This window comes from Mesorhizobium sp. WSM4815 (assembly GCF_055811575.1).
On the sequence record NZ_JBVVQS010000089.1, the window covers coordinates 90,362 to 114,672 of the forward strand.

Consider the following 24,311-nt stretch of genomic DNA (forward strand, 5'->3'; position numbering starts at 1 on the left):
TAAGCAGGTACGTCAACGGCCAGCGACCTGGAAACGGCAAGGCCGTAAACGGAATTCGGGAGAGAAAGCGTCCCTATACCGTGGCCGAGACCTCAACGGCCCTCGCGATCCCTGTTTCTGGTGGCCTCCAGTAGGTCCGCTCGGGCGTGACTGTAGTTGCGGTTTATGGCCTGCCCGATTAGACCACCCCGCTGCAGCTGTTCATAGGAGATTTGCGCGCCTGTCGCACGGGCTGCAGCCTCAAGACCTGCTATGTGGCCGTCCAGATTCGCATTTCGTTCCTCTGCCTCATGCTGCGGCGGAGGCATTTGCCGCAAGATGTTTTCCATGCCGGGAACTGCGTGAGCTTGGGCCTGTTGATTTGCATCGAACTGGTGATACGCGGCTATAATAGCATTGCGTGCCACCGTCCTGATGTTGCCATCCGGATCAGAAGCCAATTCAACGGCCTGATCAAGAATGCGAGATTTGTTTTCCTCATTGAACTTACCGAAGTTTGGCGCAACGTTAAAAGCTCCGAGAGCTTGCGAGGCCGGCTCCATGTTGCCAATGCGATTGACAACAGCATCTTGCATATGTGGCGTTAGGTAATTGGCTATGTTGCTGACCGCTCTGACTTGCTCCAATGCTACGTTATCCGGCCGGTACCCCAATTCGGATGTCAATTTCCAGGTCAGCTCTCTGGCTGATTGTCCGAGCTGATTGCCCCGCCTTTCAAATTTTGCGAGTTCAGTTTCTGACCCGGGTTGAGTGCCCCGAACGGCTGTTCGCGCTCGCCTCCCGAGGTCTTTGAAGCCCGCAAGATTTCGCGCTGTATCGCGTGGGTTAGCGGTTACCAGCCGTTCTGCTACCTCGCTTAATGGCCCCTCTGGAAGGGACAGGATGTTACTGGGTTCCCTCCCGCCTTGGGATGAACTTGCAGCTGCGCGTGCGCGTTTGTTATCGCGATCCATGCTCGGTCTCCAAAGTCGTTATTCTACGCAATGAGGTTACCACCGAAGCTTGACCTGCTGAACCGATATGATGTTACAGTTGTAGTCTGGCAGAGGGTTCCCAGCCCCGTCTAAGCCAAAGATGATGAGGCTGGCATCAAATGCGATGAGTGAGTTCTGCCTGAGCGCATGAATGGCACGCCGTCGCCGACTCTTTGGCTGCTTCCGGTCCTTGCAAGAGCCCGGCATGATGTCCGCCGCAGCAGCTTCTCCTTTGAGCGCAGGTTTGCATGCTCGAGGATTTCATGACGAGGATCGCCCACTCCGGCTGATCAGCCGCGGCCGAGTTGTCGTGCTCCCTCGGCAAGGAAAACAGTCGCGACCTGACCGGTAATTTGCGCAGCGCCGCGCCAATAGCATCACTGTGCCATGCCCGCGACTAAGGCATTCCTGCTGGAGGCCCGTGGCAATCTCCCGACCCAGCCGGCGCTAGGCGAGGAGCAAAGGTCCGACGAGGAAAAATCGCGCGTGGGCGGGCCGCACGGTCGCGCAATGCCGCCCCGTCCTTCACTCGGCCGTGTGTCGTCTATGAGTGCCGCGGTCGTCAGCACCAGCCGGTGGCGAGCCAACCAACGCCTAAGCGATCGCGACTTCTTCCATGCCTTTGGGCCTGGGTTTTCTCAACGGGAGTCGCCTGGCAGCCACCGCGGAACGGACGGCATATATTCAGCGCCACCTCCGCAGCAACATGACCGGCTGCAATTGCCGCGCTGCCCCAATCGCATCTTTGCAGGCGCACCATCGATATAACTTGCTTTGGCTGCATCATCCCTCGCCTTCCACGCCCCTCGACGGTGCAGGACTCACAGAAAATTTCAATTCCCTAAAGACGGGTTCAGTTCTTCACGCTGCAGTCTGGGGCCAACCTTGCACGGTCCTACACGATCGGGTGCAAGGGGGTGAATGAGGGTGCAAGTGGCGCCGACGCGCTCTGCTTGTGAGAAGCGATTGGCATTACTGCCGGAATGCAGCCATCCTGGCCGCCACCATGCCTGTTCATGGGCGCAGCCTGAATTGAAAGCCCTATCAAGGCTCAAATACGCTTCAGCTTACCGTCGCGATCGGCATTAGACACTCTCGCCACCCACATTTCTGCGCGATGCCAAAGCAAACGATCTACGCTAACTGTCAGGCCAGATTTCTCGAGTGGATCCGACCGCAATGATGTATTCGCCAGAGGGAGCATGGGCACGTACTTGTGACGTTTTTGCCTATGCCCCCGCGCCTCACCGCCGAGTCGGCTCTGGGCTTGCGTGGTCGCGACCGAAGATCCCAAGCCCTGTCGCCAGCCATGACGACCAGTGTCGGCTTTGCAACAAAGTCAGAGGTCCGACGGACAAGGGCGGCTCCTAAACCGTGTAATTGAAACCTTTTCTTTTTGGCACGCTCAGTGCAGCAGATGATCCTCAAACGATGCACGGAACCGCGATACACAGTGAGGGGAAATGAACATGACAGGCATCATTGCGTCGGTTGCGCTGTCAACTTTGTCTGGCTGCCAGAGGTTGGACCCAGGCCTGATATCGTTAGAGGTCGATCCTACAAAGCGGCATTCCACGTCCTGGGGGACCCCGATACGCAGAGCAACGTAGACGGTCAGCGTGTTTTCACGTGTGAAGGCCTGAGAAGCGGCTGTACACGGTTCCAACATTGATTTCGACCACGACCTGGGGAACGGGGGGCCGATCCCAGGCACAGAGACCGAGATTTACCACGATCACTGCGCCATGACGAAATCGTTGGATCATCAGGCATGGTTGAGGGCACCAACTATGATGGGAGCATCGACAGAGGCGATGGGTATGCAAGCCTGCTTAGCGACCAGCAACAGTTTGCTACTTTGAACGAGCTCTCACAACGAAGGCATCGTAGAGCCGGCCAGAGTTGCCTCTCGCCTGAAGCCGAGGCGCGCCTCAAACCATTTTGCTGTGCAGGTCTTTGCCGCCCCATGCGATTTGGGAGACCACGCATCGTTGAAGCGGATCAGCTTGCTTCTGCTGAGCGCATTTCGGGGGTCGGAAGAGAGTGGTTCGATCCGGCACTGACCCTAGAGCGGGGGGGCTTGGTTGAGCCGGTGCCGGACCGAACCGTCTCAGGCAACGCCGGCTATGTCGTGGGATATTGCGGCAACTCCGTGGCCAAACCGCGGCGGTGATGTGTCGCAGATTCACCGATTCCAACACGCGCATTGCAAACGTGACTGGACGTCCCGGAAACCGCGCAACGCTACTGGGTATGACGGGAGCTCTGCCGGTGGGCGGCCACTCTTGGCTATGAAATTAGCCGCCCGATCACGACAGTCCGATGCAGGAAGGAAAATACTCGCAATGTTGATTCCGTGGGGCGCCTGGCGACACACCACCACAAGCCAGCCTGCGTCGCCCGACCCCATCGAGTTCGACCAGATCCTTCGGACGGGCTCACAACAGAGGACATGCTATCCAAACATTCGGATTCGAAGCAGAAGTCATGCGCTTCAATATTGCGGACTGATGCAACAGGCCCGGCGATTTTCATGACCGGGCAAGGCCGTTCCGTTTGTCAGCGATGCCGGAATGGCGGAACGGCCCCGAGTCGGCAGTATACAGGTGAGGCGAGCCAGCCGGGTGTAGGGTCGGGCTCTCGGCCTTTCGGGGAGACCGCATGAGCGGCAGGGTTTCGCGGCGCCAGTTCATCGCAGCGGCGGCTGGCGCGGGGATCGCGGTCAAGATCCGTTTTCTGGGCCGGCCCGCATCGGCTGCGCCCATTGCCAATTCGCCCGGCCATTCGCCAAACTGGATCGGACCGGACGGTCGGCCGCGTTTCAGGATCGACGCCGTGGCCAAGGTCACGGGGGACAAGACCTTCACCCGCGATTTTCGCGCCCGGGACATAACGGGCTGGCCGCACCAACAGAGCCACGCCTTCCTGATCCGCGGCACCTGGGCCGACGCCCCGTTGGACGGGCTGGACCTCTCACTGCTGGGCGAAGGTCTCAAGCCCGACCAATTGATAGCCGGCGAAGACCTTGTGCGCGATGGTCTTGCGCCGCCAGAAACGACGGCTCCCGGCTTCTATGGCGACATGTTCCTGGTGCCGAAGGGACGCATTCCGCGCCTGCTCGGTCAGCCGGTCGCGCTCTTGATCTACAAGGATTTCGCGCGGTTCGACGCGGCCAAGCGGCTGGTCCGTTTCGCCAAGGGCATCGTGCGCTGGGGCGCGGTCGGCGGCTACGACACGCCACCCCATTACAGCGCCAGCCGGTTCGTGCGCATCGGCGGCGCGACATCGAATGAAACCGATCCGCTCGAAGACACCACCATCTACGGCAGTTTCGACGGCGATCGGGTCGTCTGGCCGAAGCCGGATCAGAGCGGCGATGCGGCGGCCCGCGCCCTGTGGGCGGCGGGCGAGATCGAGCGTGAGATCACAGCAACCGGCGACGATGCGTTGGTCCTGAAGCGAAGCTATTTCTCGCAGTCGACCGACGCCTGCGCGATGGAACCCGACAATGGCAATGCCTGGTTCGAGCCGGGCAGTTCGACCCTGCACGCACTCATCGCGACCCAATCGCCTTATGAGGTGGCGACCTCGACGCTGGAAATGCTGTCGAAATCGCGGTTCACGGTGAAGGCGCTCGACCTTTCGATCGGTTACACGGTCGGATACGGTACCAAGGATCATTCCATCTTTCCCTACTACGCTATCCTGGCAGGCCTCTATGGCGACGGGCGCCCGGTGCGTCTTGCCAACGACCGCCTCGAGCAATTCCAGATGGGGTTGAAGCGCCATGCCTTCTGGATGGAGAATACGCTTGTCGTGGATCGCTCCACGCACGCCTTCCGCATCATGAAAGGCAGGTATCGCATGGATGCCGGAGGGCGGCGCAACTTCTCGCCCGACGTTGGCAAGGTCGGGGCCAGCGCGGCGCAGAGCATCTATTATCTGCCGAAGAGCGATTTCTCGGTCGAAGTCCGCGCTTCGCGCGCTGTCGATGCTGGCTCGACGCGCGGGTACGGAACGCTGCAGACCATGGCCGCGACCGAGATGATGGTTGATGAGGCCGCCGAACTGCTCGGCATCGATCCGATCGAGCTTCGCCTCAAGAACGCGTTCAAGACCGGCATGAAGAACTCGCAGGGCGCCATTGCCGGCGGGGCGCTAAGGACCGAGGAGATCCTGGAGCGGGCTCGTGCCCATCCGTTGTGGAGGGATCGCGATACGAACAAAGCGGCGTTCGATACCGCCAATCCGGGTAAGCGCTATGGCATCGGTTTCGCGCAGGTGCAGAAGGATTACGGCACCGGAGCCGAGGCAGCGGTGACCACGCTGTCATTCGATCCGTCCGGCCGGCTCACCATGCGCCAGAACGGCAATGATATTGGCACGGGCCTGACCACCTCGCAGGCGGTGATGGTCGCCGACATCATCGGCCGGGTGCCGGACGACTGCGCCTTCGGGATCGTCGACTGGCCCGAGATGCCTCTCGTCTCCACCGAGGAGCCCTATACGACGCCGCAGGACAGGGAGGACGCGCTGGCACGCAATCCACGCTGGACGCCCTCGTTTATTTCACCGATGAGCGCCTCAAACAGCGCCTATTTCATCGGCCACGCCACGCGGATGGCGGCGCGCGCGCTGCTGCACCTGTCGCTCTGGCCGGCTGCGGTCGCGCTCTGGTCTAGTGGACCGGGCGGCGGGCGGGCGGGGCCGCTCGCTGTTGACATGGCGGACGTGCGGATCGCAGATGGCAAATTGACGGCTGGAGGGATGGAGCCGCTCGCACTGGAACAACTCGCGGCGGCGGCGCACAGGCTCGGCCTGGTCACGGGGGTCAGCGTCCATGTCTTCAATCGCGGGCAATGGGCCGAGGCGGTGTTCGATGTGCCGAACGTCGGCGCCGTCCGCTTGCCGGTCGACGCGCTTTCGGTCTGCTATGGCCAAAGCGCGCCGGCTGGTTTGAAGGCGCTGATGACCTGCGGCGGCTTCCATTTTCTCGACCGGCGCCAGGTCTTCTATCCGCCGGTACAGCGCCAGAACGCCGCTGGCACCTGTTACACGGGCGTGGCGACGATCGCCGAAGTCGCAGTGGACACCGCCTCAGGCGACGTGAAGCTCCTTTCGCATCATTCCATCCTCGAATGCGGCACTCAGATCGTGCCGGAACTTGTCTCGGGTCAGCTCCAAGGCGGCATGGCTATGGGCGTCGGCCACGCCTTGCTCGAGGAGTTGCCGCTCTATGAAGACGGTCCCGGCGACGGGACGTGGAACTGGAACCGGTATCGCCTGCCGCATGCCAGGGATGTCGCGGTCTGGACACAGACATCGGAGGTATTGGCGCCGCTTTCCGATATCGATCCACCAAAGGGAATGGCCGAGGTTGTGATGATCGCGATCGTTCCGGCGATCGTCAATGCCGTTAACCATGCCATCGGCAAGCGTTTTTATCAGACGCCGATCACGCCAGAGAAGATTCTGCAGGCCCTGCCGTGACCGTTGCCACACGACCACTTTCGATGACCGTCAACAATCGCAAGGTCGGTCCGTTCGACGTACCTGACGATCTCATGATGATCGACTTCCTGCACGAATATCTCAACCTTACGGGCTCGCGGCTTGGCTGCGGCCAAGGCATCTGCCACGCCTGCGCGATCATTCTCGATGGGCCGGAAGGAAGTTCCCGCGAGATCCGCAGCTGCATCACCGGAGCGCATTTCTTCAAGGGCAAGTCTGTCCGCACCATCGAAGCGCATGCCGAACGCGACGCGAATGGCGATGTCGTTCGGCTCTCCGCGATTCAGCAGGCCTTCGTCGAACGTTTTTCGTTCCAGTGCGGCTATTGCACGCCGGGCTTTGTCACCGGTGCAACCGTGCTGGTTGAGCGTCTCAAAGAGAAGCCGGTCCGCAGGGCGGATGTCGAACGCACAATCGAGCAGGCGCTTGCGCCGCACATTTGTCGTTGCACCGGTTATGTCCGTTATTATGAGGCGGTCCGTCACGTGATCCTGAGCAGGCCCGGCCTGGTACAGGGCTGAGGTCCGGCGATGAGGCGGTTCCTGGATATTTGGCCTGCGGCACGCATCAGGTCGACGTGCAGCACGGGCGTTTCTGTTTCCGGCACCTGGGCGTGTCCCTTTTGCTCGCCGCGATACGGTCAAATAGTTCCCGTCCGTGCCTGCGCTTGCGCGGCACGCCTCGCATTGCGGTTCATTACGCTTCCTATGTCGGTGTGCTTGGTCAAGCCTTGTTTGAGCGACAGCGCATCCACATCCATCATCGCGATGAAACCGCGCTTCAGGACTGCCGACCAGCGTTTCCAGTTGCGTCGCGCTAGATGCTTTTCCCGACAATGCCACGGTGACCGGCGCGTTCATACAAAAAGGACAGCAGGCAGCCCTGCACAGCTCACGCCCTCTTCCTCGCCGAACCCAAGGCACTGTTGATGGCAACTTCCATCTCCTTGCAGCTCTGCACGACCGCCCCGAAATCCGGCGCGTCTGCGGCTGTGATGCCGCTTTCCTGCATGATGCGGTAGTCCTTCTCCAGTTCTTTCAAGGCGGTGCCAGAAGGCACCATAACGATCTCGCCGGAGACCGCCTTGCCGTAGTCCACGATCTGGCCGTCCTTGTCCTTCTCCTTGAAGAAAAATGACTTGTGGCGCGCGACCTTCCTCGCGAGCTCCGCGTCTTCGAGCGCAGATGCCCAATGTTTCGACTTGTAGATATAATGGAGATCATGCCAGTGCCTCGAGAAGCGGTCTTTCTTGAGGTTCTGCTGAAGACAATAAACGTGAGCCGCTGTCGCCTTCTCCCAAAAGGTGCGCTCCACCGCCATCGCGTGGACCGACGCGGTCGGAAACACGAGACCTGTGTTCGCCTGAGCCGCATCGCAAATTATTGCGTGTTCTTCGGCCGGCCGACCTGTGGACCGAGCGCCGAACTCCAAGAGAACCGATGAGCGAACGTAAGAGTGACCATCGAAACGACTCTCAAAGTCGACATTGAGCGTTTCCGAGGAATTATAGGCCAAGGTCACCTTGATGCCCTTGTCGGCCATGGCTCGCGCCATCATCGGAGCGAATTCGCCCTTAATCCACTCCGGCAAGCGCTTCCTGACCATCTCAGTTAGTTTGCTCGCCTGCGATCCGCTCGGAGGAATGCCGTCCTCATCGAAGTTCCCACCATCAAGGAACTTTGTCATGTCATAGGTCAGATCCAAATCTTCAGAGAATCTGTCAATCAGCCGATAGACTTTGGAAAGCGAAGTACCCCCTTTGAAATACAGGAGGTCCCTAAATGCGGAGGTGTAGACAGCGTCAAGCGTCGCGACGACCATGATATCCTTTTCAAGGATATGCGGCTCGCGTCCCAATGTTGCCGAAGCGGCCAGAAGAGCGTCTCTTTGCTGGCCACGTTTCAAATCGAAGAAGGATTCACCGCTCATTTTCTGCTTTCGAGATCGCCGTATGGAGCCAAGCGGGCACTTTCGCCTTGAGGGCGACTACGCGAGTCCATTCCTCGGGGGTCAGTCTGTTCTTGAGCAATTTCGCGTAGTGGACACCGTTAGCTCGGCCAAGGTGCGCGATTGCCCGGATGGCTTCGCCCGACCTGTTCTTTGGCAGGCTCGTGATCCAAGCGGGCGCGTGCTTGAGGCGTATTGTGCGGCGGCCAAGTTTCAGGTTCTTCGACTTTCCGGTCGTGAGAAAGACTTTTTGAACCGGAACTTGTGTCGTCAGGCCCAGCTGGTTCGCCGCCGTAGCACCGGAATTGACGACCTTCTCACCTGACAAGGAAGCGTACGACTTCACGATGGCTTCCGCTTCCGGCAGCACATATCCATACGGCGTCTTCCTTGAGGGCGTGTACATTCCTCTGTAGACGCGCGCCAGTTCGCCCTTTTTCGCAAGTCTGCTCAGAGCTTGATCGGCTGCCGCACGGTTTCCAGAGCCAACGAATTCCTTCGAAGTGAGCAAAGCACCTTCCTTGGCTCTTTTCGTACGCATTTGAACCGCTCGCGTGACCTCTTCCATGGCATTAGCTCCTGTCAGAGAGAAGATTCGAGTTTCTGACCGAATTGGCTCTTATCATATTGATTGCAAAGAAACAGATCAAGATGGGCTATGGCCAAATCTGGACGCTATATCCCACCCAAATTATGACGCGGCCTGCCTGTCCAAACGGGACGTCTGGCATTGAGCTTTTGGAACGGGATCAGGCTGCCGCAGGTCTTCGACCTTCCTGCATGGATGAATGAGGCATCCGGGTAAGGCGACTGCGGAAGATGGCCCGAGTCATTGCCGCCCTCGCCCGCAACTTCAGGCCCGACGAGGTTGCCGATGATCGGCAGCTCCATTTCGGGGCCGCGGCTCAAGGGTTTTTGGGAATCAAATCGCGACCATCTTACGGCCGCACCAAAGTCGAAATCGGTCAATTCAGAATCCGAGCTTCAGCGTCGGATCCACAGTTTCCCGTGTTTTCCTGAAGGTCTCGGCGAAGTTGTCTTCCAGAGCCACGTTTGCCAGCGCAAATTCGACGAGCTCGGTATCAGATGTCAATCCGCTTCGAGCTTTGGCCTTCTTAATTAGATCAGCACTCACCCGTCCCGCAATCCTGCCGTCCTTCTCAGCGCGCAGGCCGGATTCTTCCGCCCTCTGCAGGACGGCGTTAATCCTGGCCAAGCGACGCATCTGCAATTTCTCAGCCAGTTTGGGAAAGGTTCTCGTCCGCTTGCCCACCGACCCTTGGCCGCGACGCATACGTACAGCTATCTTCGTCATCGGGGTTCCTCGCAGGTCCCATTAACAAAAATCGATTTTAGACAACATAGCCGGCGAGTGTTGCCAGCATCGCGCCAATTCGAAGATCGGTGAGGCCTTGACCCTCGCCAGCACCTGACATGCTTTCTATAAGCAACTTGCGTAGGGATCGCGTGTGCAGCTATGATATCGAACTCATTGTGGACGCTGACATTTCGGAGGACCCTGCCTCCTCTTTGATGTCGTCTAGCCCGATGGCGTGCTTCAGCTATTGGGGGACGTGGAGATGGGCAGCAACCATCTGGTTGTCCGTGACCTGCATATCGGGGGCGATGCCCAGGTCCAATGGGGTTGATCCAAATTGCGCAAGCTCGGTCGAGTGATCGCGGAGAAGCTTAATGTCGACTACATCGAAGTTCATGGAGCGGTTCGGACAACGGGTGCGAACCCGGGACGTCGTCCGGGTGTCGTCAGGCTCTCCCGTCCGGCTGAGCCTCAGCTTTCTACACGGCGCGAATACTCCTGAGGCTGCTCGGGTTCTTGTCAGGAGACAGCTGCCGCTGAGGACGGCCCATGCGGTACTCACGGAAATGGTCGATCACGGCAAGGCGTTCGTAACTGTTCCTTGCGTCGACGACCTGCGGGCACTTAAGGACGAACTCTCGTCCGCAGGAGTGATCGCGAAGGTTCATGCGCCGCGGCCGATAAGCGTTCGCGAAGTTCGGGATCGCACCAAGCTGTCCCAGGAGGCGTTCTCCGTGAGGTATGGCCTCGATCTGGCAACGCTTCGGAACTGGGAGCAAGGTCGCTCGGAACCGGATGCAGCGGCGAATACTCTCCTTTGGACCATCGCCCGGAATCCGGAGGCAGTCGAAAAATCGCTCGACATGGAGGACGAAGTGGCGGCGCCGTCTCCCTAGTAGTCTAAGTCTAGGTAGAGGACTGTCGGAACGGCCACTCCATCGCGCCGCTACTCGGGAGCCAACGCGATGGCCGGCCGCCGGACGGGAGGCAACGTCAGGATCCGCGAGATGAGCGGATCCGGCCTGCTGTAGCGCCTTTCCGTCAGCCGTTTCTCGCCTGACCGCCGCAGTGCCAGAACGGGCCGCCCCGCCTTCCGACGCGTGTAGTGGCCCCGGTCACTCAGCAAGAAACTCGATTTGTTTTCGCGCTGAATATATGCACAGGAAATCAGCATCTTTATGTTGCGCTATATGGCTATCGAAGAACGCAAATATCCCGGCGAGCTAGCGTCGCCACAGCAGGTTCACGAGCTGGCAGAGGAAAACCGCAAGGCGGCAAACCACCTCCTTGAGCTCGGACGACCCGGCAAGCCGCTCACCAGAGCGCCGTTCAGATTGGCGGCGATTCATGCGATCGAACTCCACCTGACCGCGCTTTTGCTCCATCGTGGGCACAATCCCAATCAGATCCGCAAACTGCAGCACGCCCTGTCGAGACGCACGGAGCACGCACTGGAGGCGGGCCTGCGCCTTCGCGCGAAGACGGCCAAGCATCTTCAGTCCCTTAGCCAGAACCGGGAATATCTCGTCACCCGCTACGGCCCGGAACGGGCCGCCACCGCCTCGCAGATAAACCGCCTCACTGCCACCCTTGAAGAGGTGGCGGCAAAGGTCAGTGCATTGATCGCGCTGCCCGCGAGATTGCAGCAGGCAGATCCAGCTGCCTCCGGGGAGGTTCACGGCCGGGATTCAGCGGCCTCCTGGTCTGCTTCGACAGTTAGTCTAATGACATGATGCACCAGGAACACGTCGACTAGGTACGCAGCCTCGTCCCGTGAAATCGGTAACATGTCTGCCGTGATTTCATTATCGATATAGGACTCGGCGTCCCAAAGGGTGCGAGTCAGCTTCTCGTTGTCCGGCTCAATCCGCTCAACGACCCTTTCGAACGCGGCGTTGGCAGCCTCGATAAGCACAGTACGGTCGGCCCCGGCGACTGGCAGGGACGCAATAACGGCATGGGAATCCATGACGAACGTTTCCTTCTGGAGTGGCGGTCTCTTGCCTCAGCATTTTCGGTCGCCATGCCGACGCTGGTTCTCGCTGGGGTGGCTCGTCGAAGCGCCAGGCGCCACCTTGTGCTCACATGCGCAGCCGCAGGATACGCGAGAATTCGGCAGATGCAATCCAAGGTGACATCGTCGAGCACGGCAGGGCCAGGGACAGAACAGTGTCGGCGCAGTAGGCGAAAGGCGGTTTCCGAGCTTTAGCTTCCCGCACGAAGCGATCTGGAACCAAGCCTGATCTCCGGAGCCGCCGTCGCGCGTCCCGTCAAGCGCAGGCGCGCGCACTCCGCAAGGGCTTGAGCGGAGCGTCCCTTGAGGACGAGCACGGCTGCGCGAGGGACAGAGCGCGTCGGAGGCGGAGCGGGAGCGGGTTCAGGCGGCCTGATCCTTGGTGTGTCCAGAGCGTCTTCTTTGGTCGGCCGCTTACGCCGTTCCTGGGGGTGGCAACCTGGCCCTATCCTTGTCGAAAGCAACGAGCTAACGGGATTAAGTCTTCCGGTTTCGGCACGCGTTGTCTAGTCGTCGGATAGATGAGTGTTGTGATGTCTGCTACAATCGAAAAGTAGAGTCGAGGGGGCGACAATGGTTGAAGTGTTCCGCGGAAGGAGCGGTAAACTCGAACACGAAGGGGCCGCGCTCGGTAGAGTCCATGCGCAGGCAAATCACCGCAAGGCGTTGGGGTACTGGCTCGGGTTCTTGAAGGGCGTGATGGCCAGCGAGCGGGTCGAGCGGGCGGAGATGCCGCCACTCAGGGTCGAAGCTGAGCAGTTCCTGTCCCTTCTTCACGACGATGATGCTGCCGAGCTCATCCGAGATCTGGATATTTGGGGTAACGCGCCCGAAGAGATCTACGCCGTCCTTGAAACAATAATCGGCATACGCTCACGGGAGTTTGTCGCAGCTGACGACAAGGACGAAGTCAACGAGTTCTACGGATTCTGTGCCGGTATCGCCTGCGACAACTCCATCACGGCAGCAGAGGTCGAAAAACTGCTGTCCAGGTTGGACTCGAGTGTTGTCCTGCGCAGAGACAGCCGCGTGGCATCTCTCGGAGAAACTGCCAGAAGGTCTTTTGCTGACGGTCGCATAACCGCCGACGAGGCAGAAGACATATGCGGGTGGATTGCCCGTCTTGTCGGCGACAGCGCGACAGACACGGGGCTGCCTACCTTCGGCAATGTGGGTGTCATTGACGGCGCCTTGGAGGATGCAAGCCAGTTCGTGATTCCGAGCCGGATGTTCGTCCTGACAGGAAAATTCGTCATCGGCCCGCGAAAGGTAATCGCTGCGATGATTTGCGAACGCGGCGGTGATTGGAAGGACACCGTCTGCGGCCAGACCGACTACCTCATCGTCGCGGCCGAAGCGTCTCGGGACTGGAAGCACAGCCACGAAGGCACGAAGATCATCAGGGCAATGGAGCTTCGCGAAAAGGGAGGTCGGCCGCATCTGGTTCTTGAACCGACGCTGGCCAAAGCGTTGGGTTTCTGACCGCCTCCATCCGGCAAACGGAAAACCTATTATCTTGGAGGTGCGGCTTCAGAGCCTGGTCGCGTCGGAAGCGCGGAGCTGAACACCTGAGCCTTAGTGAATCGTGATACGGGTGTCTGGGCGCTCGCCACACATTTCTGACAGTTTTAAGGCGAGCAGCGGCGGCACCTGCAGGAACAATATCTCCCGCAGGATCGCGGCACCGTCGTGCTTCACCGGTTCACCGGAAGCAAAAGCGAGTCTCGAACGTGCGGCGATGCTCGGCTGCTATTTCTCCGTCAAAGCCGAGATGACCCGTTCGGATCGCGGCCGCTCTCTCGCCTGCACTTGCCCATCGATCTGATGGTGACAGAGACAGACGGCCCTTTCACTGCCAAATGTTTTCTGGCAACGAGAGAATTTTGAAGTTTCGTAAACTATCGGGACCAGTTGGACGATTTTGCACCTCGCGGCCTCCCGGCGGCTGCTTGACGCTCGTTAAATACCGTCGCGCAACATATATCACGCATCCTAGACCGATGCCATCCAACCGCAAGGGAGCACCGCCCGGACTGCCCGCGCCTTGATCAAACCCTGCGTTCTGGTTATATTACTGGAAATATGTCGGAGGCAACTATGGGCAGCTCGCAAAAACGCGCCATTCAAAACTATCGATCTCGCCTCAGCGAGCGCGGCCTGGCGCGCTTCGAAGTGCTTGGCCGCGATGCTGATCGCGACCTCATTCGATCTTTGGCTCGCCGCCTGGCCGAAGATGGGCCGGATGCCTCTAGCCTGCGCGCTGCTGTCAGCCAGACCATCGCGGGCGAGCCACCCAAGCCTGGCGGGATCCTCGCCGCATTGCGTCGTTCGCCGCTGGTGGGAGCTGACCTCGATCTTTCCCGCCCCCATGAAGAGGGGCGGAAGATCGACCTGTGACAGGCTACCTCCTCGATACCAACATCATCAGCAATGTCGTCAAATCGCAGCCGTCGGAATCGCTCCTGGCATGGATGTCGAGACAGCGTGACGAGGATTTGTTTATCGCTTCGCTGACCGTTGCGGAAATTCTTCGCGGGGTTCTGGAGAAGCCGCGCGGGAAAAAACGCGACGCACTTGAAAAGTGGTTCTCTGGGCCTGAGGGGCCGCCGGCGCTGTTTGCGGGCCGCATCCTCTCGTTCGACGACAAAGCCGGGCTGATCTGGGCGCGGCTGATGGCAGGAGGAAAAGCGGCCGGCAAGCCGCGCAGCCAGCTCGACATGATCATCGCCGCTGTCGCCGGAGCGAACGAGTGCGTGCTGGTAACGGATAACGAAAAAGACTTTGCCGGGCTCGAGGTCGTCAATCCGATACGCGGAGCGGTCTGATGCGGCGGCGGGTCAAGGAATGCTCGGGAGGGTAAGATGACTGAACTCAGATAGAGTGGACAGACTCCACTTGGAACCCGGTCGCAGGGTGCTCGATCGTTACGGCAGGCTGCACCCATTGTTATGCAATGGAGATGGCCAGACGGCTTGAGGCCATGGGCATCGCGAAATATGCGGGGCTTACCCGTAAAACGGGAAAGCGCACGGTGTGGAATGGCGTGGTGCGGGAAGACCGCGAGGCGTCGTCGTCGAAGGTGAAGGATCGGCTGAGAATCCAGATGTCGTAGAAGTCCTTCATCCTGCTATTCGCCCGCCCCAGCGCCACCATCGCCTGATATTTCTCGGCAATGACAGTTTCCCGCGCATAAGCCCGCAGCCGGGGCATGGGAAGTCGAGCATGGAAGGATAGTCCAGCTCTTCGGCACCAGGCTCCAGCGCATCGCCAAAGCCGATGTCGATCGTCAGGCTGACCCGGGCGCCGCTGATCGAGGCCGTCGTCCGCAGCCTGAGACCACCATACTCCAGCTCCTCGCGTATGCGGTCGACCCGGAGTGCGTCAGCGTCGAACTCGACGCCATCGCCGGCGTCCTGCGCCAGGACCTCCCGAAAGGTCGCCAGCATTGGCTCCGCGCTCGGATCGCCAAAATCCAGCAGGTCAAGGTCGCGGGTGCCGCGGTGCGGATCATCGAACCAGCTCATCATCAGCATCGCGCCTTCAGCACGAAACGGTCGGCGTGGGGTGACTGGCTAAGCCGGAAAAGCAGCCGCTCGAGGGCGAAGCGGGTCAGAACCAGATCGAAGCTCTGGCCACTTACCTTGGCGAGTTGCAGCAGACGTGCGCGCACCGAGGCGCCGATGTTCTTGATCTCTTTAGCCAGTTGGCAGTCAGCGCCTCGATATACGGCCGGATGACCGTGGCGACACCGCCACGCTCGGACTGCCTGGCAATTTCGCCGGGCGTGGCCTTGCGCTGGCGAAGCGCTTCCTGGAGGCCCTCGATCGCCACCGACAGGCCGATCTTGTTGCGATATCGGAAACAGTCCGCGATTGTTGTGACAACCCCAAAGACCTTTACGGTCACGCCCTCGACAACATGAGTTTCGACGCTGTCGTTGAGCAGACTTTCGGTAAAACGCACGATGCGAATGGGTGTGCCGTTGGGTTTGGGAGCCCAGTCCTTCTGGGCCGATGGCCAGCCATACCTGTCTCGGAAGCTGATCGGTCAGCTGGTGGAATGCCAGGGCTGACACAAGGCAGACAACGCCTTTGGGTACGCGCTTGGCAGCCTCGGCTAGGCTATGATTGGCGTCGAGCGGCGCATCGGAGAGCTGGTAGAGGCCGCGTGCGAGCCGGAGCACCTCCCCATCCCGTTCCATGCGACTCATCGTGGCCGCTGTTACGCCGGCGTTGCGCAGCTCCGCGAGACGCGCGATTCCGCGCACTGTCAGAAGTGCGTGGGCGATTTGGCGCTGGGGAGCGGGCTCTGGCATTGATACGAAATCTCGGGACTAAGGGGTTACAGTCCGAGGATTTGTATCACTTGTTGAGAATCAATGAAGCCAATCGTCAGCTGCATTGAGCCTTGCGCCGCAGCCATGCTTTGAGTTCGCCGTGGACGGCGGCGACTTCGAGCAGGATATTGGTTTCCCAGGGATGTGGTCCATCGGGATAGAGATCGGAGCCATGGACAACATGGATTTTTCATCCCCGTCGATGCTGAGCGTCCTGCCCATCGCGCGGGGACCAGCGCATGAAGGCCTCGGCCGTTCGCCGCATCTTCGCAAGCCGGCCTTACCGCGCAGCCGCCGTTGTGCTGGGGCGCATCCTAGCCGGTATGCACGTGTCGCAACAGATCCTTCAAAGAAAATCGCGGACTTTTAGCACTCTAAACCGCTGAGAATATGTACGTTGAGCCTGTCATTTGGGCCGCGGGTCGAGACCGTGGCGTATCGGAAACGATCTGCGATGCGGTCGGGCGTATTGACCTCGCCGGACGGCAAGATTGCCTCTGAAATTAGTGGGAGGACGCCAAATGGACGAAGTCAATACAAGGAGTGCCGGCCGATGGTGACACTGGTCATGCGCCTAAAGGCCGCGGCTCATCTTGATCGACTTCGAATCCTGGGCCTTTGTGCGCATGCGGACCTAACCGTCTGCGAGCTAGCGGAAGTTCTGAGTCTGTCTCGCGAGCACGTGGTCGCACACGTCCGCCAGCTCGCCAGAGCCGGCTTTCTTCTCGGCAACGAACAGCGCCCCTGGCCTTCGTACCACCTCGAAGCAGGAGGCTCGGACGGCGGCTTGGTTCAATTGCTGGTTGATCTCCTGCCCCACGGCGATGGCCATCACACACAAGACCTACAGCGCCTGGAGGCGATACAGGGGGCGCGGTCCAAGGTGGCCGCCTGCTTGTCCTGAAACTTAGTCCCAATGGAGCGCGAAGCTGATATGAACAATTCGACTGGCGGCGCCATCGCGGAGCCTGACACTTACGGGTGGCCTCACCTGGCTGCCGTAGATTCTCGCGTTCACGAGCTGCTTGTAAGACAGGAGCGCCAGGAGCGGACGACCCTCAAACTTATCGCCTCCGAGAACTTCGCGTCCTCGGCGGTGTTGGAAGCGACCGGGTCTATTTTCACTAACAAGTATGCCGAGGGATATCCCGGCGCGCGCTACTACGCCGGAAACGAGATCGTCGATGAGCTTGAGAACCTCGCCATCGGGCGATTGAAGGCGCTATTCGGCTGTGAACACGCCAACGTGCAGCCTTATTCCGGCTCGCCGGCCAATCAGGCTGTCTGTCGAGCGCTGTTGTGTCCGGGAGACAAGATGATGGGCTTGACCCTCCCCGGCGGCGGGCATCTGACTCACGGTTGGGTCGTCAACTTCTCCGGCACTGACTATCAGCGAGTTCCGTACGGGCTGCACGAAAAGACGCAGCAGATTGACCATGACCGCTTGCGCGAGACGGCCAAACGGGAACGACCGAAGCTCATTTGGGTCGGCGGAACTGCTTATCCGCGTATCTTTGACTATGAGGCAATGGCCGAAATCGCTTCCGAGGTGAACTCCTATCTGGTGGCCGACATCGCCCACATCACCGGCCTCGTTGTCGCAGGAGTGCATCCGAATCCTGTTGGCCATTGCGATGTGGTCACCAGCACCTCTCACAAGTCGATCCGCGGCCCTCGCGGTGGCTTCATCTTGTCAAGGAATGAAGACCGCTATCAGGCGCTCTATCATTCCAAGAGCAAACACAATCTGGCCAAACGCATAGACCGTGCCGTGTTCCCTCTCCTCCAGGGCGGACCGCACATGAATACGATTGCCGCGCTAGCTGTCGCTCTGCAGGAAGCAGGGAACCTGTCCTTCCGTGTGTACGGTCAGCAGATCGTCAAAAATGCCAAGGCGCTGGCCCAGGCGCTTCTACAGCGAGGTTATGAGCTCGTCACGGGGGGCACTGACAATCACATGCTGATCCTTGATCTTCGGGACCGGCCGCTATCCGGGAAAGCCTATGCCGAGCGCTTGTCGCAAGCGGGCATCATTACGAATTTCAACATGGTGCCGGGCGACCGGCGCCATCCCGCGCTCACCAGCGGCATACGCTTAGGTACGCCAGCAGTGACGTCTGTGGGCATGCGCGAGGCGGAAATGGTGCAGATTGCCGCTTTCATCGACCTGGTCTGTCGCCAGCCCGATGATTCGGACGTGCATGCCAGGGTGCGCAGAGACGTTGCCGACTTCTGCGCTGCGTTCGACGTGCCTGGCATCTCCGACAGGTAAGACGGCCAGATCAACTGTCACATCCAATTCCAACGTTTGAAGCGAGGACATTCCATGACCAGACAATTCGTGTTCTCTTCCGAATCCGTCGGCGCGGGACATCCCGACAAGATGGCCGACAATATCTCAGATGGCGTCCTCGATGCGATCCTCCGCAAGGATCCTACGGCTCGTGTTGCTTGTGAAGCGTTGGTGAAGTCAGGGATGGTCGTTCTGGCTGGCGAGATCACCAGCGACGCGCAGATCGACTACAGCCAAGTTGCCCGCGATATCATCTTGGACATTGGATATGACGACGATGCGATCGGCTTTGACGGCCGGCGTTGCGCCGTGATCTTGGCCTTGACCGAGCAGTCGCCTGACATCAGCCAGGGCGTCGACGAGGGACGAGGGCAGGATCTCGAGCAGGGAGCGGGGGATCAGGGCCTCATGTTCGGGTACGCGTGCAACGAGACCGAAACATTGATGCCGTTGCCAATCCAACTCGCTCACGAATTGACAAAAAAACAGGCAGAGGTGCGCCAAACCGGACGCCTTGGCTGGCTTCGCCCGGACGTTAAATCTCAAGTGTCCGTCCGTTATGAGGGTTTGCGCCCGGTAGCGCTTGATACCATAGTCCTGTCGACGCAGCATGACGAGGAGGTCTCACAAGCCACAGTCCGCGAAGGCGTCATTGAGGAGATCATAAGGCCGGTCTTGCCCCACGACTTGGATACGACGGGGATAAGGTTCCTGGTCAATCCAACAGGCCGGTTCGTGGTCGGTGGGCCGCGCGGCGACTGCGGGCTCACCGGACGCAAGATCATCGTCGATTCCTACGGTGGGATGGGGCGTCACGGCGGCGGCGCCTTTTCGGGCAAGGACCCGTCCAAGGTTGATCGCTCGGCCGCCTATGCGGCGCGGTACGTCGCAAAAAATGTCGTTGCAAGCGGCCTTGCGGATGTCTGCGAGGTTCAGCTTGCCTACGCGATCGGTGTGGCCGCGCCGGTGTCTATCCTGATCAATACCTTCGGAACCGCAAAGATCGACGAAAAAAGGATCGAGCGCGTCGTTCTTGAGCTTTTCAATCTCCGACCGAAAGGCATCATCAAGATGCTTGATCTCTTACGCCCAATATACCGCAAGACCGCGACATACGGACACTTCGGCCGCGAAGAGCCGGAGTTCACGTGGGAAAGGACGGACAGAGCTGAGGACCTGCTGCGTGAGGCAGGACCGGCAGCAGCGTGATGCGCCGATGTTGGATGCAGCGGCATACGGCAACTCCATTCCACACCTGCAAAAACCCGCCCGCGCCCGGCGCGGCAGAGGGTGGGTTTTTGGCGGAGATATGAATAGATGCTGGACTATGACGTGCTTTGTATCGGTAATGCCATTGTCGACATCATCGCCCAGTGCGACGAGGCATTCCTTGAGACGAACGGCATCATCAAGGGCGCGATGAATTTGATCGACATGAGGCGCGCCGAGCTGCTCTACAGCCGCATGGGCCCGGCCATCGAAGCCTCCGGCGGCAGCGCCGGCAACACGGCGGCGGGCGTCGCCAGCTTCGGCGGCCGCGCCGCCTTCTTCGGCAAGGTCTCGAATGACACGCTCGGCGAGATCTACGCCCATGACATGCACGCCCAGGGCGTCGCCTTCGACACCAGGCCGCTCAATGGCGAACCGCCGACGGCGCGCTCGATGATCTTCGTCACGCCGGACGGCGAGCGCTCGATGAACACCTATCTCGGCGCTTGCGTCGAGCTCGGTCCGGAGGATGTCGAGGCGGACAAGGCGTCGGGCGCCGCCGTTACCTATTTCGAGGGCTATCTGTGGGACCCGCCGCGCGCCAAGGAAGCGTTCCGGCAGACGGCGAAGCTCGCCCACGCAGCCGGGCGCGAAGTGTCGATGACATTGTCGGATTCGTTCTGCGTCGACCGCTACCGCGAGGAGTTTCTGGAGCTGATGCGCTCGGGCACCGTCGACATCGTGTTTGCCAACAGCCACGAGATCAAGTCGCTGTACCAGACCGCCTCGTTCGACGAGGCACTGGCGCAGATCCGCACGGATTGCAGGATCGCCGCCGTGACCTGTTCTGAAAAGGGCTCGGTGATCGTGCGCGGCGGCGAGACCGTGGTGATCAAGGCGACCGCGATCAAGGAACTGGTTGACACGACAGGCGCCGGCGATCTCTATGCCGCCGGCTTCCTGCATGGCTACACGCAAGGCCGCGACCTGCAGACCTGCGGCGACCTTGGCTCACTGGCGGCCGGATTGGTGATCCAGCAGATCGGCCCCAGACCCCGGCAGAATTTGCGCCGCGAGGCTGAACAGGCGGGTTCGCTGTAGGGCGGCATTTCCGCCACGTGTTGCCCACCTTCCTGTTGTGCAGGCTGTCCAGACGAGCGCGTGTAAATCGAACGCGTACCAGTCCGAGAAGGATGGCGGTTTTTCTCCAAATTTCTGGTTGTTGAGGCTCAGGAACGTTGTCGCACTTCGGGCCAGTACTGCCGATCATGAATGGCCAACACGCGCCATTTTTGACGAAGTCGTTTTGGGACGGGATCGTACAAATGGCAGATTGCCCGAGCGGCCAGGCACAGCCTGCGCACACCGGAGAGTGGCGCAGAAGGCTCAGCTCTACGGCGACCTCCGAATTGGGAGCCGCAGGTGAACAGTTCACATAAACACATAAACATTTCTTTATACCTCATTGACAACAAAGCGGGCTGCTGCGATTGTCCGCGTGTCGTGGTTCTCCGCTAGGCGTTGCCGTAGCAGAGCTAAGAGGGAAGCCGGTGCAATGCCGGCGCTGCCCCCGCAACTGTAAGCGGCGAGCCAAACCCATCAATGTCACTGGGGCGAACTGCCCCGGGAAGACGGGGCAGAGGCTGTGACCCGCGAGCCAGGAGACCTGCCACGGTAAACAACGTCACGGGCGGGGTGTCTGGTGGCCGCGGCAGCTCGGCGTTTATGCCGGCCTGCTAGCGCCTTCCTTGTCCCCGCCGCAACCATCGGGGTATGGAATGAATGTCTCCCAGCAAGTTCCCATAGCAACGCTTGGCATGCCGCGTGTCGGTCGCCGGCGAGAACTGAAATTCGCGCTCGAAAGCTACTGGTCCGGAAAATCTTCTGCTGCCAACCTTCTGTCGACGGCGAAGGCACTCCGTGCCGCCAGCTGGAGCGAGCAGCACGACCGCGGCGTGTCGAAAATCCCGTCGAACGACTTCTCACTGTATGACCATGTGCTCGACACCGCAGCAATGGTCGGCGCCGTGCCAGCTCGTTACGGCTGGACGGGCGGCGAGGTCCCGCTCGACATCTACTTCGCGATGGCGCGCGGGACGCAAGGCGATACTGCGGGTTGTGGACACGCCAGTCACGGGCATGCAGTTCAGGGGCAGCGCGTAACCGCGATGGAAATGACCAAATGGTTCGACACTAACTACCACTACATCGTGCCGGAGCTGAGCCAGGATCAGACATTCGCGCTCTCGTCGACGAACCCAGTCGATCACTTTCTGGAGGCAAAAGAGCTTGGCATCCATACACGCCCGGTCATCCTTGGACCGGTCACCTTCCTCAAGCTGGCGAAGTCTCCCGACCAGGGTTTCGATCCGATAGCGCTCCTACCGCGGCTGCTGCCCGTCTACGAGCAACTCCTGCGGACGCTGGAGCTCTCGGGGGCGGACTGGGTGCAGATTGATGAGCCGGCGCTTGTGCTCGATCTTAACCCGATCGAACGAGCTGCCTTCGAATTCACCTATGGCCAGCTGTCGAAAGCCGCGCCCAAGTTGAAAATTATGCTGGCTACCTATTTCGGGCCGCTCGGGGACAATCTCGAGACCACGCTTTCGCTGCGCCTGGCGGGCCTACATCTCGATCTCGTGCGCGCTCCCGAGCAGTTGGAGACGGTTGGTCGGCTCGCACCGAAGGATCTGGTGCTCTCACTTGGCTTGATCGACGGCCGCAACGTCTGGCGCGCGAACCTGGCTGCCATTCTCGACCGCATCAAGCCGGTCGTTGCCGGCTGGCCGCTGGATCGCGTCGAGATTGCGCCTTCCTGCTCGATGCTTCATGTGCCGATGGACCTGCGGATGGAGACCGCGCTGGATGTGGACGTCAGTTCGTGGCTGGCATTCGCCGCCCAGAAGACTGAAGAGCTGCTCGTGCTGGCCCAAGCCTTATCCGAAGGCAGGGAGGCCGTAGCAGGCTCATTGAAAGCTTCTGCCGAGGCGGCCGCCGCGCGCGCAATGTCTACAAAGGTCCATGATCCGCTCGTCCACGGTCGAATTAGCAGCATTGACGGCGTCATGAAGCAACGAAAGAGCGCATTTGCCAAGCGCTCGAGAGTCCAGGCCGACACGCTCCGCCTGCCGCCGTTCCCGACGACGACCATCGGGTCCTTCCCGCAGACGCCCGAGGTGCGCAGGGCGCGCTCCGCTCACGCGAAGGGCCGGCTGAGCTATGTCGACTACCAGGCCTTCCTGAAGAAGGAGACTGAGGCGGCTGTGCGTTGGCAGGAGGAGATCGGGCTGGACGTGCTGGTACACGGCGAGTTCGAACGACACGACATGGTGCAGCATTTCGGCGAGCAGCTGTCCGGCCTCGCCTTCACCCAGCATGGCTGGGTGCAAAGTTACGGCTCCCGGCTCGTGCGCCCTCCCATCATCTTCGGCGACGTATCGCGGCCCAATCCGATGACGGTCCTCTGGTGGCAATTTGCCCAGTCGCTGACGAAAAAGCCGGTAAAGGGCATGCTCACAGGCCCAGTGACCATTCTTAACTGGTCTTTTGTGCGCGACGACGTACCCCGCGCCGAGGTCTGCCGCCAAATCGCGCTCGCCATCCGCGATGAAGTGGCCGACCTGGAAAGAGCTGGCGCAAGGGTGATCCAGATCGATGAGGCCGCGTTTCGCGAAGGCTTGCCCCTGCGGAAGTCCGACTGGAAACATTATCTCGGCTGGGCTGTCGAATGCTTCCGGCTCGCTTCAACGGGTGTAGCGGACGCGACCCAAATTCACACCCACATGTGCTATTCTGAGTTCAATGAGATCATCGACTCGATCGCTGAACTGGACGCGGACGTGATTTCGATTGAGACGTCGCGCTCCAAAATGGAACTGCTAGACGCCTTCACGAAGTCCAAATATCCGAATGACATCGGTCCTGGCGTCTACGACATTCACTCACCACGTATCCCGGAAGTCGGCGAAATTTTACATCTCGCCCAACTTGCCCGCGCGCGACTGTCGGACGGCCAACTGTGGGTGAATCCGGATTGTGGCCTCAAAACAAGGAAATGGGAGGAGGTCCGGCCTGCCCTCATGAACATGGTCGCTGCCGCATGCGCGCTGCGGGAGAAAGAGCGGGCGCAGGTCGCTGGGCCAGTGTGACCGGCAAACATGTGACCAGCGGGATTCGCGGATCGAATTCAAGGCAGAAGGAACGGCATCGAAAAGCCGCGCACTGCTCGAAGACGCGTGCGAGGCCCCCCACCCTTGTCGTCCAGCCGAAGGTCCGCGCGACGACTCAGCGGCGGGCAGGATCTGGAAGCGCTTCTGGTCGTCCGAAGGACGGATGATTTCGCCACGAAATGAAGGAAGACGGCTTTGTCCATGAGCTGCAGCCTCTCACAGGCGCCAGCGGCCAACAGACACTTCACCGAGGGCCAACGCTTGAGGATGCCGCCTGAGCACCGGCACCATCGAGATAGCGGCCGATCCAGTCGAGTCCGTTACAGCCGGACTCGTCGCTTCGATGACGTAGCTTCGGTTGCACAATGGATGTCCCGGTCGCGGCCCGACGTACGAACCCGGACCTCAGCGCCGACCTAAGGAGACCGACGCACCTTGGGTTGGCCCCTACTGTCGGGTTTGTCGAGTTAGCGACACGGCGATTTTGGGCCCGGCGTGTTGCCGCGCTTTCAGTGAAGCCATTGATAACGTGCAGAACAG

At 60.1% G+C, this 24,311-nt stretch carries 17 protein-coding genes, 3 pseudogenes and 1 riboswitch; of the genes and pseudogenes, 12 read left to right on the top strand and 8 right to left on the bottom strand.

All coding sequences use genetic code 11. From position 1 onward, the window contains the following. Positions 1 to 92: 92 nt before the first annotated feature. Positions 93 to 626 (bottom strand): hypothetical protein, encoded by a 534-nt coding sequence (locus tag AC0L2B_RS12095; protein WP_473745490.1) that lies wholly within the window; start codon positions 624 to 626, stop codon positions 93 to 95. Positions 627 to 3,635: 3,009 nt separating this feature from the next. Between AC0L2B_RS12095 and AC0L2B_RS12100 the strand changes: the two genes are divergently transcribed. Both AC0L2B_RS12100 and AC0L2B_RS12105 read left to right on the top strand, forming a co-directional pair. After that, positions 3,636 to 6,464 carry a xanthine dehydrogenase family protein molybdopterin-binding subunit gene (locus tag AC0L2B_RS12100; protein ID WP_473745491.1) on the top strand — a complete coding sequence of 943 codons (2,829 nt, stop codon included), beginning with the start codon at positions 3,636 to 3,638 and terminating at the stop codon, positions 6,462 to 6,464. Positions 6,465 to 6,487: 23 nt separating this feature from the next. Continuing rightward, on the top strand, positions 6,488 to 7,006 hold the full coding sequence (locus tag AC0L2B_RS12105; protein WP_082982644.1) for a (2Fe-2S)-binding protein: 519 nt from the start codon (positions 6,488 to 6,490) through the stop codon (positions 7,004 to 7,006). 370 nt (positions 7,007 to 7,376) lie between these two features. Here the strand turns inward: AC0L2B_RS12105 and AC0L2B_RS12110 are convergent, their stop codons facing one another. The 4 genes from AC0L2B_RS12110 to AC0L2B_RS12125 all read right to left on the bottom strand — a co-directional run bounded on the left by AC0L2B_RS12110 (position 7,377) and on the right by AC0L2B_RS12125 (position 9,747). Then, complete coding sequence (locus tag AC0L2B_RS12110; protein ID WP_065010966.1) at positions 7,377 to 8,414, bottom strand: nucleotidyl transferase AbiEii/AbiGii toxin family protein; 1,038 nt, start codon at positions 8,412 to 8,414, stop codon at positions 7,377 to 7,379. Next, a complete protein-coding gene (locus AC0L2B_RS12115) occupies positions 8,404 to 9,000 on the bottom strand; it encodes a DUF6088 family protein (protein WP_065010967.1) in 597 nt (198 codons plus the stop codon). Before AC0L2B_RS12115 ends, AC0L2B_RS12110 begins: the two co-directional genes overlap by 11 nt. A 107-nt stretch (positions 9,001 to 9,107) precedes the next feature. Continuing rightward, positions 9,108 to 9,401 (bottom strand): hypothetical protein, encoded by a 294-nt coding sequence (locus tag AC0L2B_RS12120; RefSeq protein WP_245430182.1) that lies wholly within the window; start codon positions 9,399 to 9,401, stop codon positions 9,108 to 9,110. Between the two features lies 1 nt (position 9,402). Beyond that, positions 9,403 to 9,747: a hypothetical protein gene (locus AC0L2B_RS12125; protein ID WP_065010969.1), complete on the bottom strand. Its 345-nt coding sequence runs from the start codon at positions 9,745 to 9,747 to the stop codon at positions 9,403 to 9,405. Between the two features lie 377 nt (positions 9,748 to 10,124). Here AC0L2B_RS12125 and AC0L2B_RS12130 point away from each other — a divergent pair, with 377 nt between their 5' ends. From AC0L2B_RS12130 to AC0L2B_RS12155, 6 genes and pseudogenes are all read left to right on the top strand, one after another. Beyond that, a complete protein-coding gene (locus AC0L2B_RS12130; protein ID WP_141246647.1) occupies positions 10,125 to 10,646 on the top strand; it encodes a helix-turn-helix domain-containing protein in 522 nt (173 codons plus the stop codon). 282 nt (positions 10,647 to 10,928) lie between these two features. Next, positions 10,929 to 11,483, top strand: a complete 555-nt coding sequence (locus AC0L2B_RS12135; RefSeq protein ID WP_473745492.1) for a hypothetical protein — start codon at positions 10,929 to 10,931, stop codon at positions 11,481 to 11,483. An 854-nt stretch (positions 11,484 to 12,337) separates the two neighbouring features. Then, a complete protein-coding gene (locus AC0L2B_RS12140; RefSeq protein ID WP_065010973.1) occupies positions 12,338 to 13,246 on the top strand; it encodes a BRCT domain-containing protein in 909 nt (302 codons plus the stop codon). Positions 13,247 to 13,861: 615 nt separating this feature from the next. Next, the gene (locus AC0L2B_RS12145) at positions 13,862 to 14,161 is read left to right on the top strand and encodes a hypothetical protein (RefSeq protein WP_082982646.1); all 300 of its coding nucleotides are present in this window, start codon (positions 13,862 to 13,864) and stop codon (positions 14,159 to 14,161) included. After that, positions 14,158 to 14,589: a PIN domain-containing protein gene (locus AC0L2B_RS12150; protein ID WP_473745493.1), complete on the top strand. Its 432-nt coding sequence runs from the start codon at positions 14,158 to 14,160 to the stop codon at positions 14,587 to 14,589. Before AC0L2B_RS12145 ends, AC0L2B_RS12150 begins: the two co-directional genes overlap by 4 nt. Before the next feature lie 50 nt (positions 14,590 to 14,639). Continuing rightward, positions 14,640 to 14,831 (top strand): annotated as a pseudogene (locus AC0L2B_RS12155) (DUF5131 family protein); the annotation flags it as partial. Here the strand turns inward: AC0L2B_RS12155 and AC0L2B_RS12160 are convergent. The 3 genes and pseudogenes from AC0L2B_RS12160 to AC0L2B_RS12170 all read right to left on the bottom strand — a co-directional run. Then, positions 14,831 to 15,467, bottom strand: a pseudogene (locus tag AC0L2B_RS12160) (nucleotidyl transferase AbiEii/AbiGii toxin family protein); the annotation flags it as partial. The pseudogenes AC0L2B_RS12155 and AC0L2B_RS12160 sit on opposite strands and share 1 nt — an antisense overlap. Next, a pseudogene (locus tag AC0L2B_RS12165) lies at positions 15,467 to 16,079 on the bottom strand (type IV toxin-antitoxin system AbiEi family antitoxin domain-containing protein); the annotation flags it as partial. The pseudogenes AC0L2B_RS12165 and AC0L2B_RS12160, both read right to left, overlap by 1 nt. Positions 16,080 to 16,749: 670 nt before the next feature. After that, complete coding sequence (locus AC0L2B_RS12170; protein WP_473745494.1) at positions 16,750 to 16,932, bottom strand: hypothetical protein; 183 nt, start codon at positions 16,930 to 16,932, stop codon at positions 16,750 to 16,752. Between the two features lie 102 nt (positions 16,933 to 17,034). Here AC0L2B_RS12170 and AC0L2B_RS12175 point away from each other — a divergent pair, with 102 nt between their 5' ends. The 4 genes from AC0L2B_RS12175 (at position 17,035) to metE (ending at position 23,750) form a co-directional block, all read left to right on the top strand. After that, complete coding sequence (locus tag AC0L2B_RS12175) at positions 17,035 to 18,372, top strand: serine hydroxymethyltransferase (protein WP_065010980.1); 1,338 nt, start codon at positions 17,035 to 17,037, stop codon at positions 18,370 to 18,372. Between the two features lie 54 nt (positions 18,373 to 18,426). Further along, positions 18,427 to 19,602, top strand: a complete 1,176-nt coding sequence (gene metK / locus AC0L2B_RS12180) for a methionine adenosyltransferase (RefSeq protein ID WP_065010977.1) — start codon at positions 18,427 to 18,429, stop codon at positions 19,600 to 19,602. Between the two features lie 108 nt (positions 19,603 to 19,710). Continuing rightward, positions 19,711 to 20,703 carry an adenosine kinase gene (locus AC0L2B_RS12185; protein ID WP_065010978.1) on the top strand — a complete coding sequence of 331 codons (993 nt, stop codon included), beginning with the start codon at positions 19,711 to 19,713 and terminating at the stop codon, positions 20,701 to 20,703. Between the two features lie 386 nt (positions 20,704 to 21,089). After that, positions 21,090 to 21,290, top strand: a riboswitch (cobalamin riboswitch). A gap of 114 nt (positions 21,291 to 21,404) precedes the next feature. After that, positions 21,405 to 23,750, top strand: coding sequence for a 5-methyltetrahydropteroyltriglutamate--homocysteine S-methyltransferase (gene metE / locus AC0L2B_RS12190; protein WP_473745534.1), 2,346 nt, complete (start codon positions 21,405 to 21,407; stop codon positions 23,748 to 23,750). Positions 23,751 to 24,311: the final 561 nt, after the last annotated feature.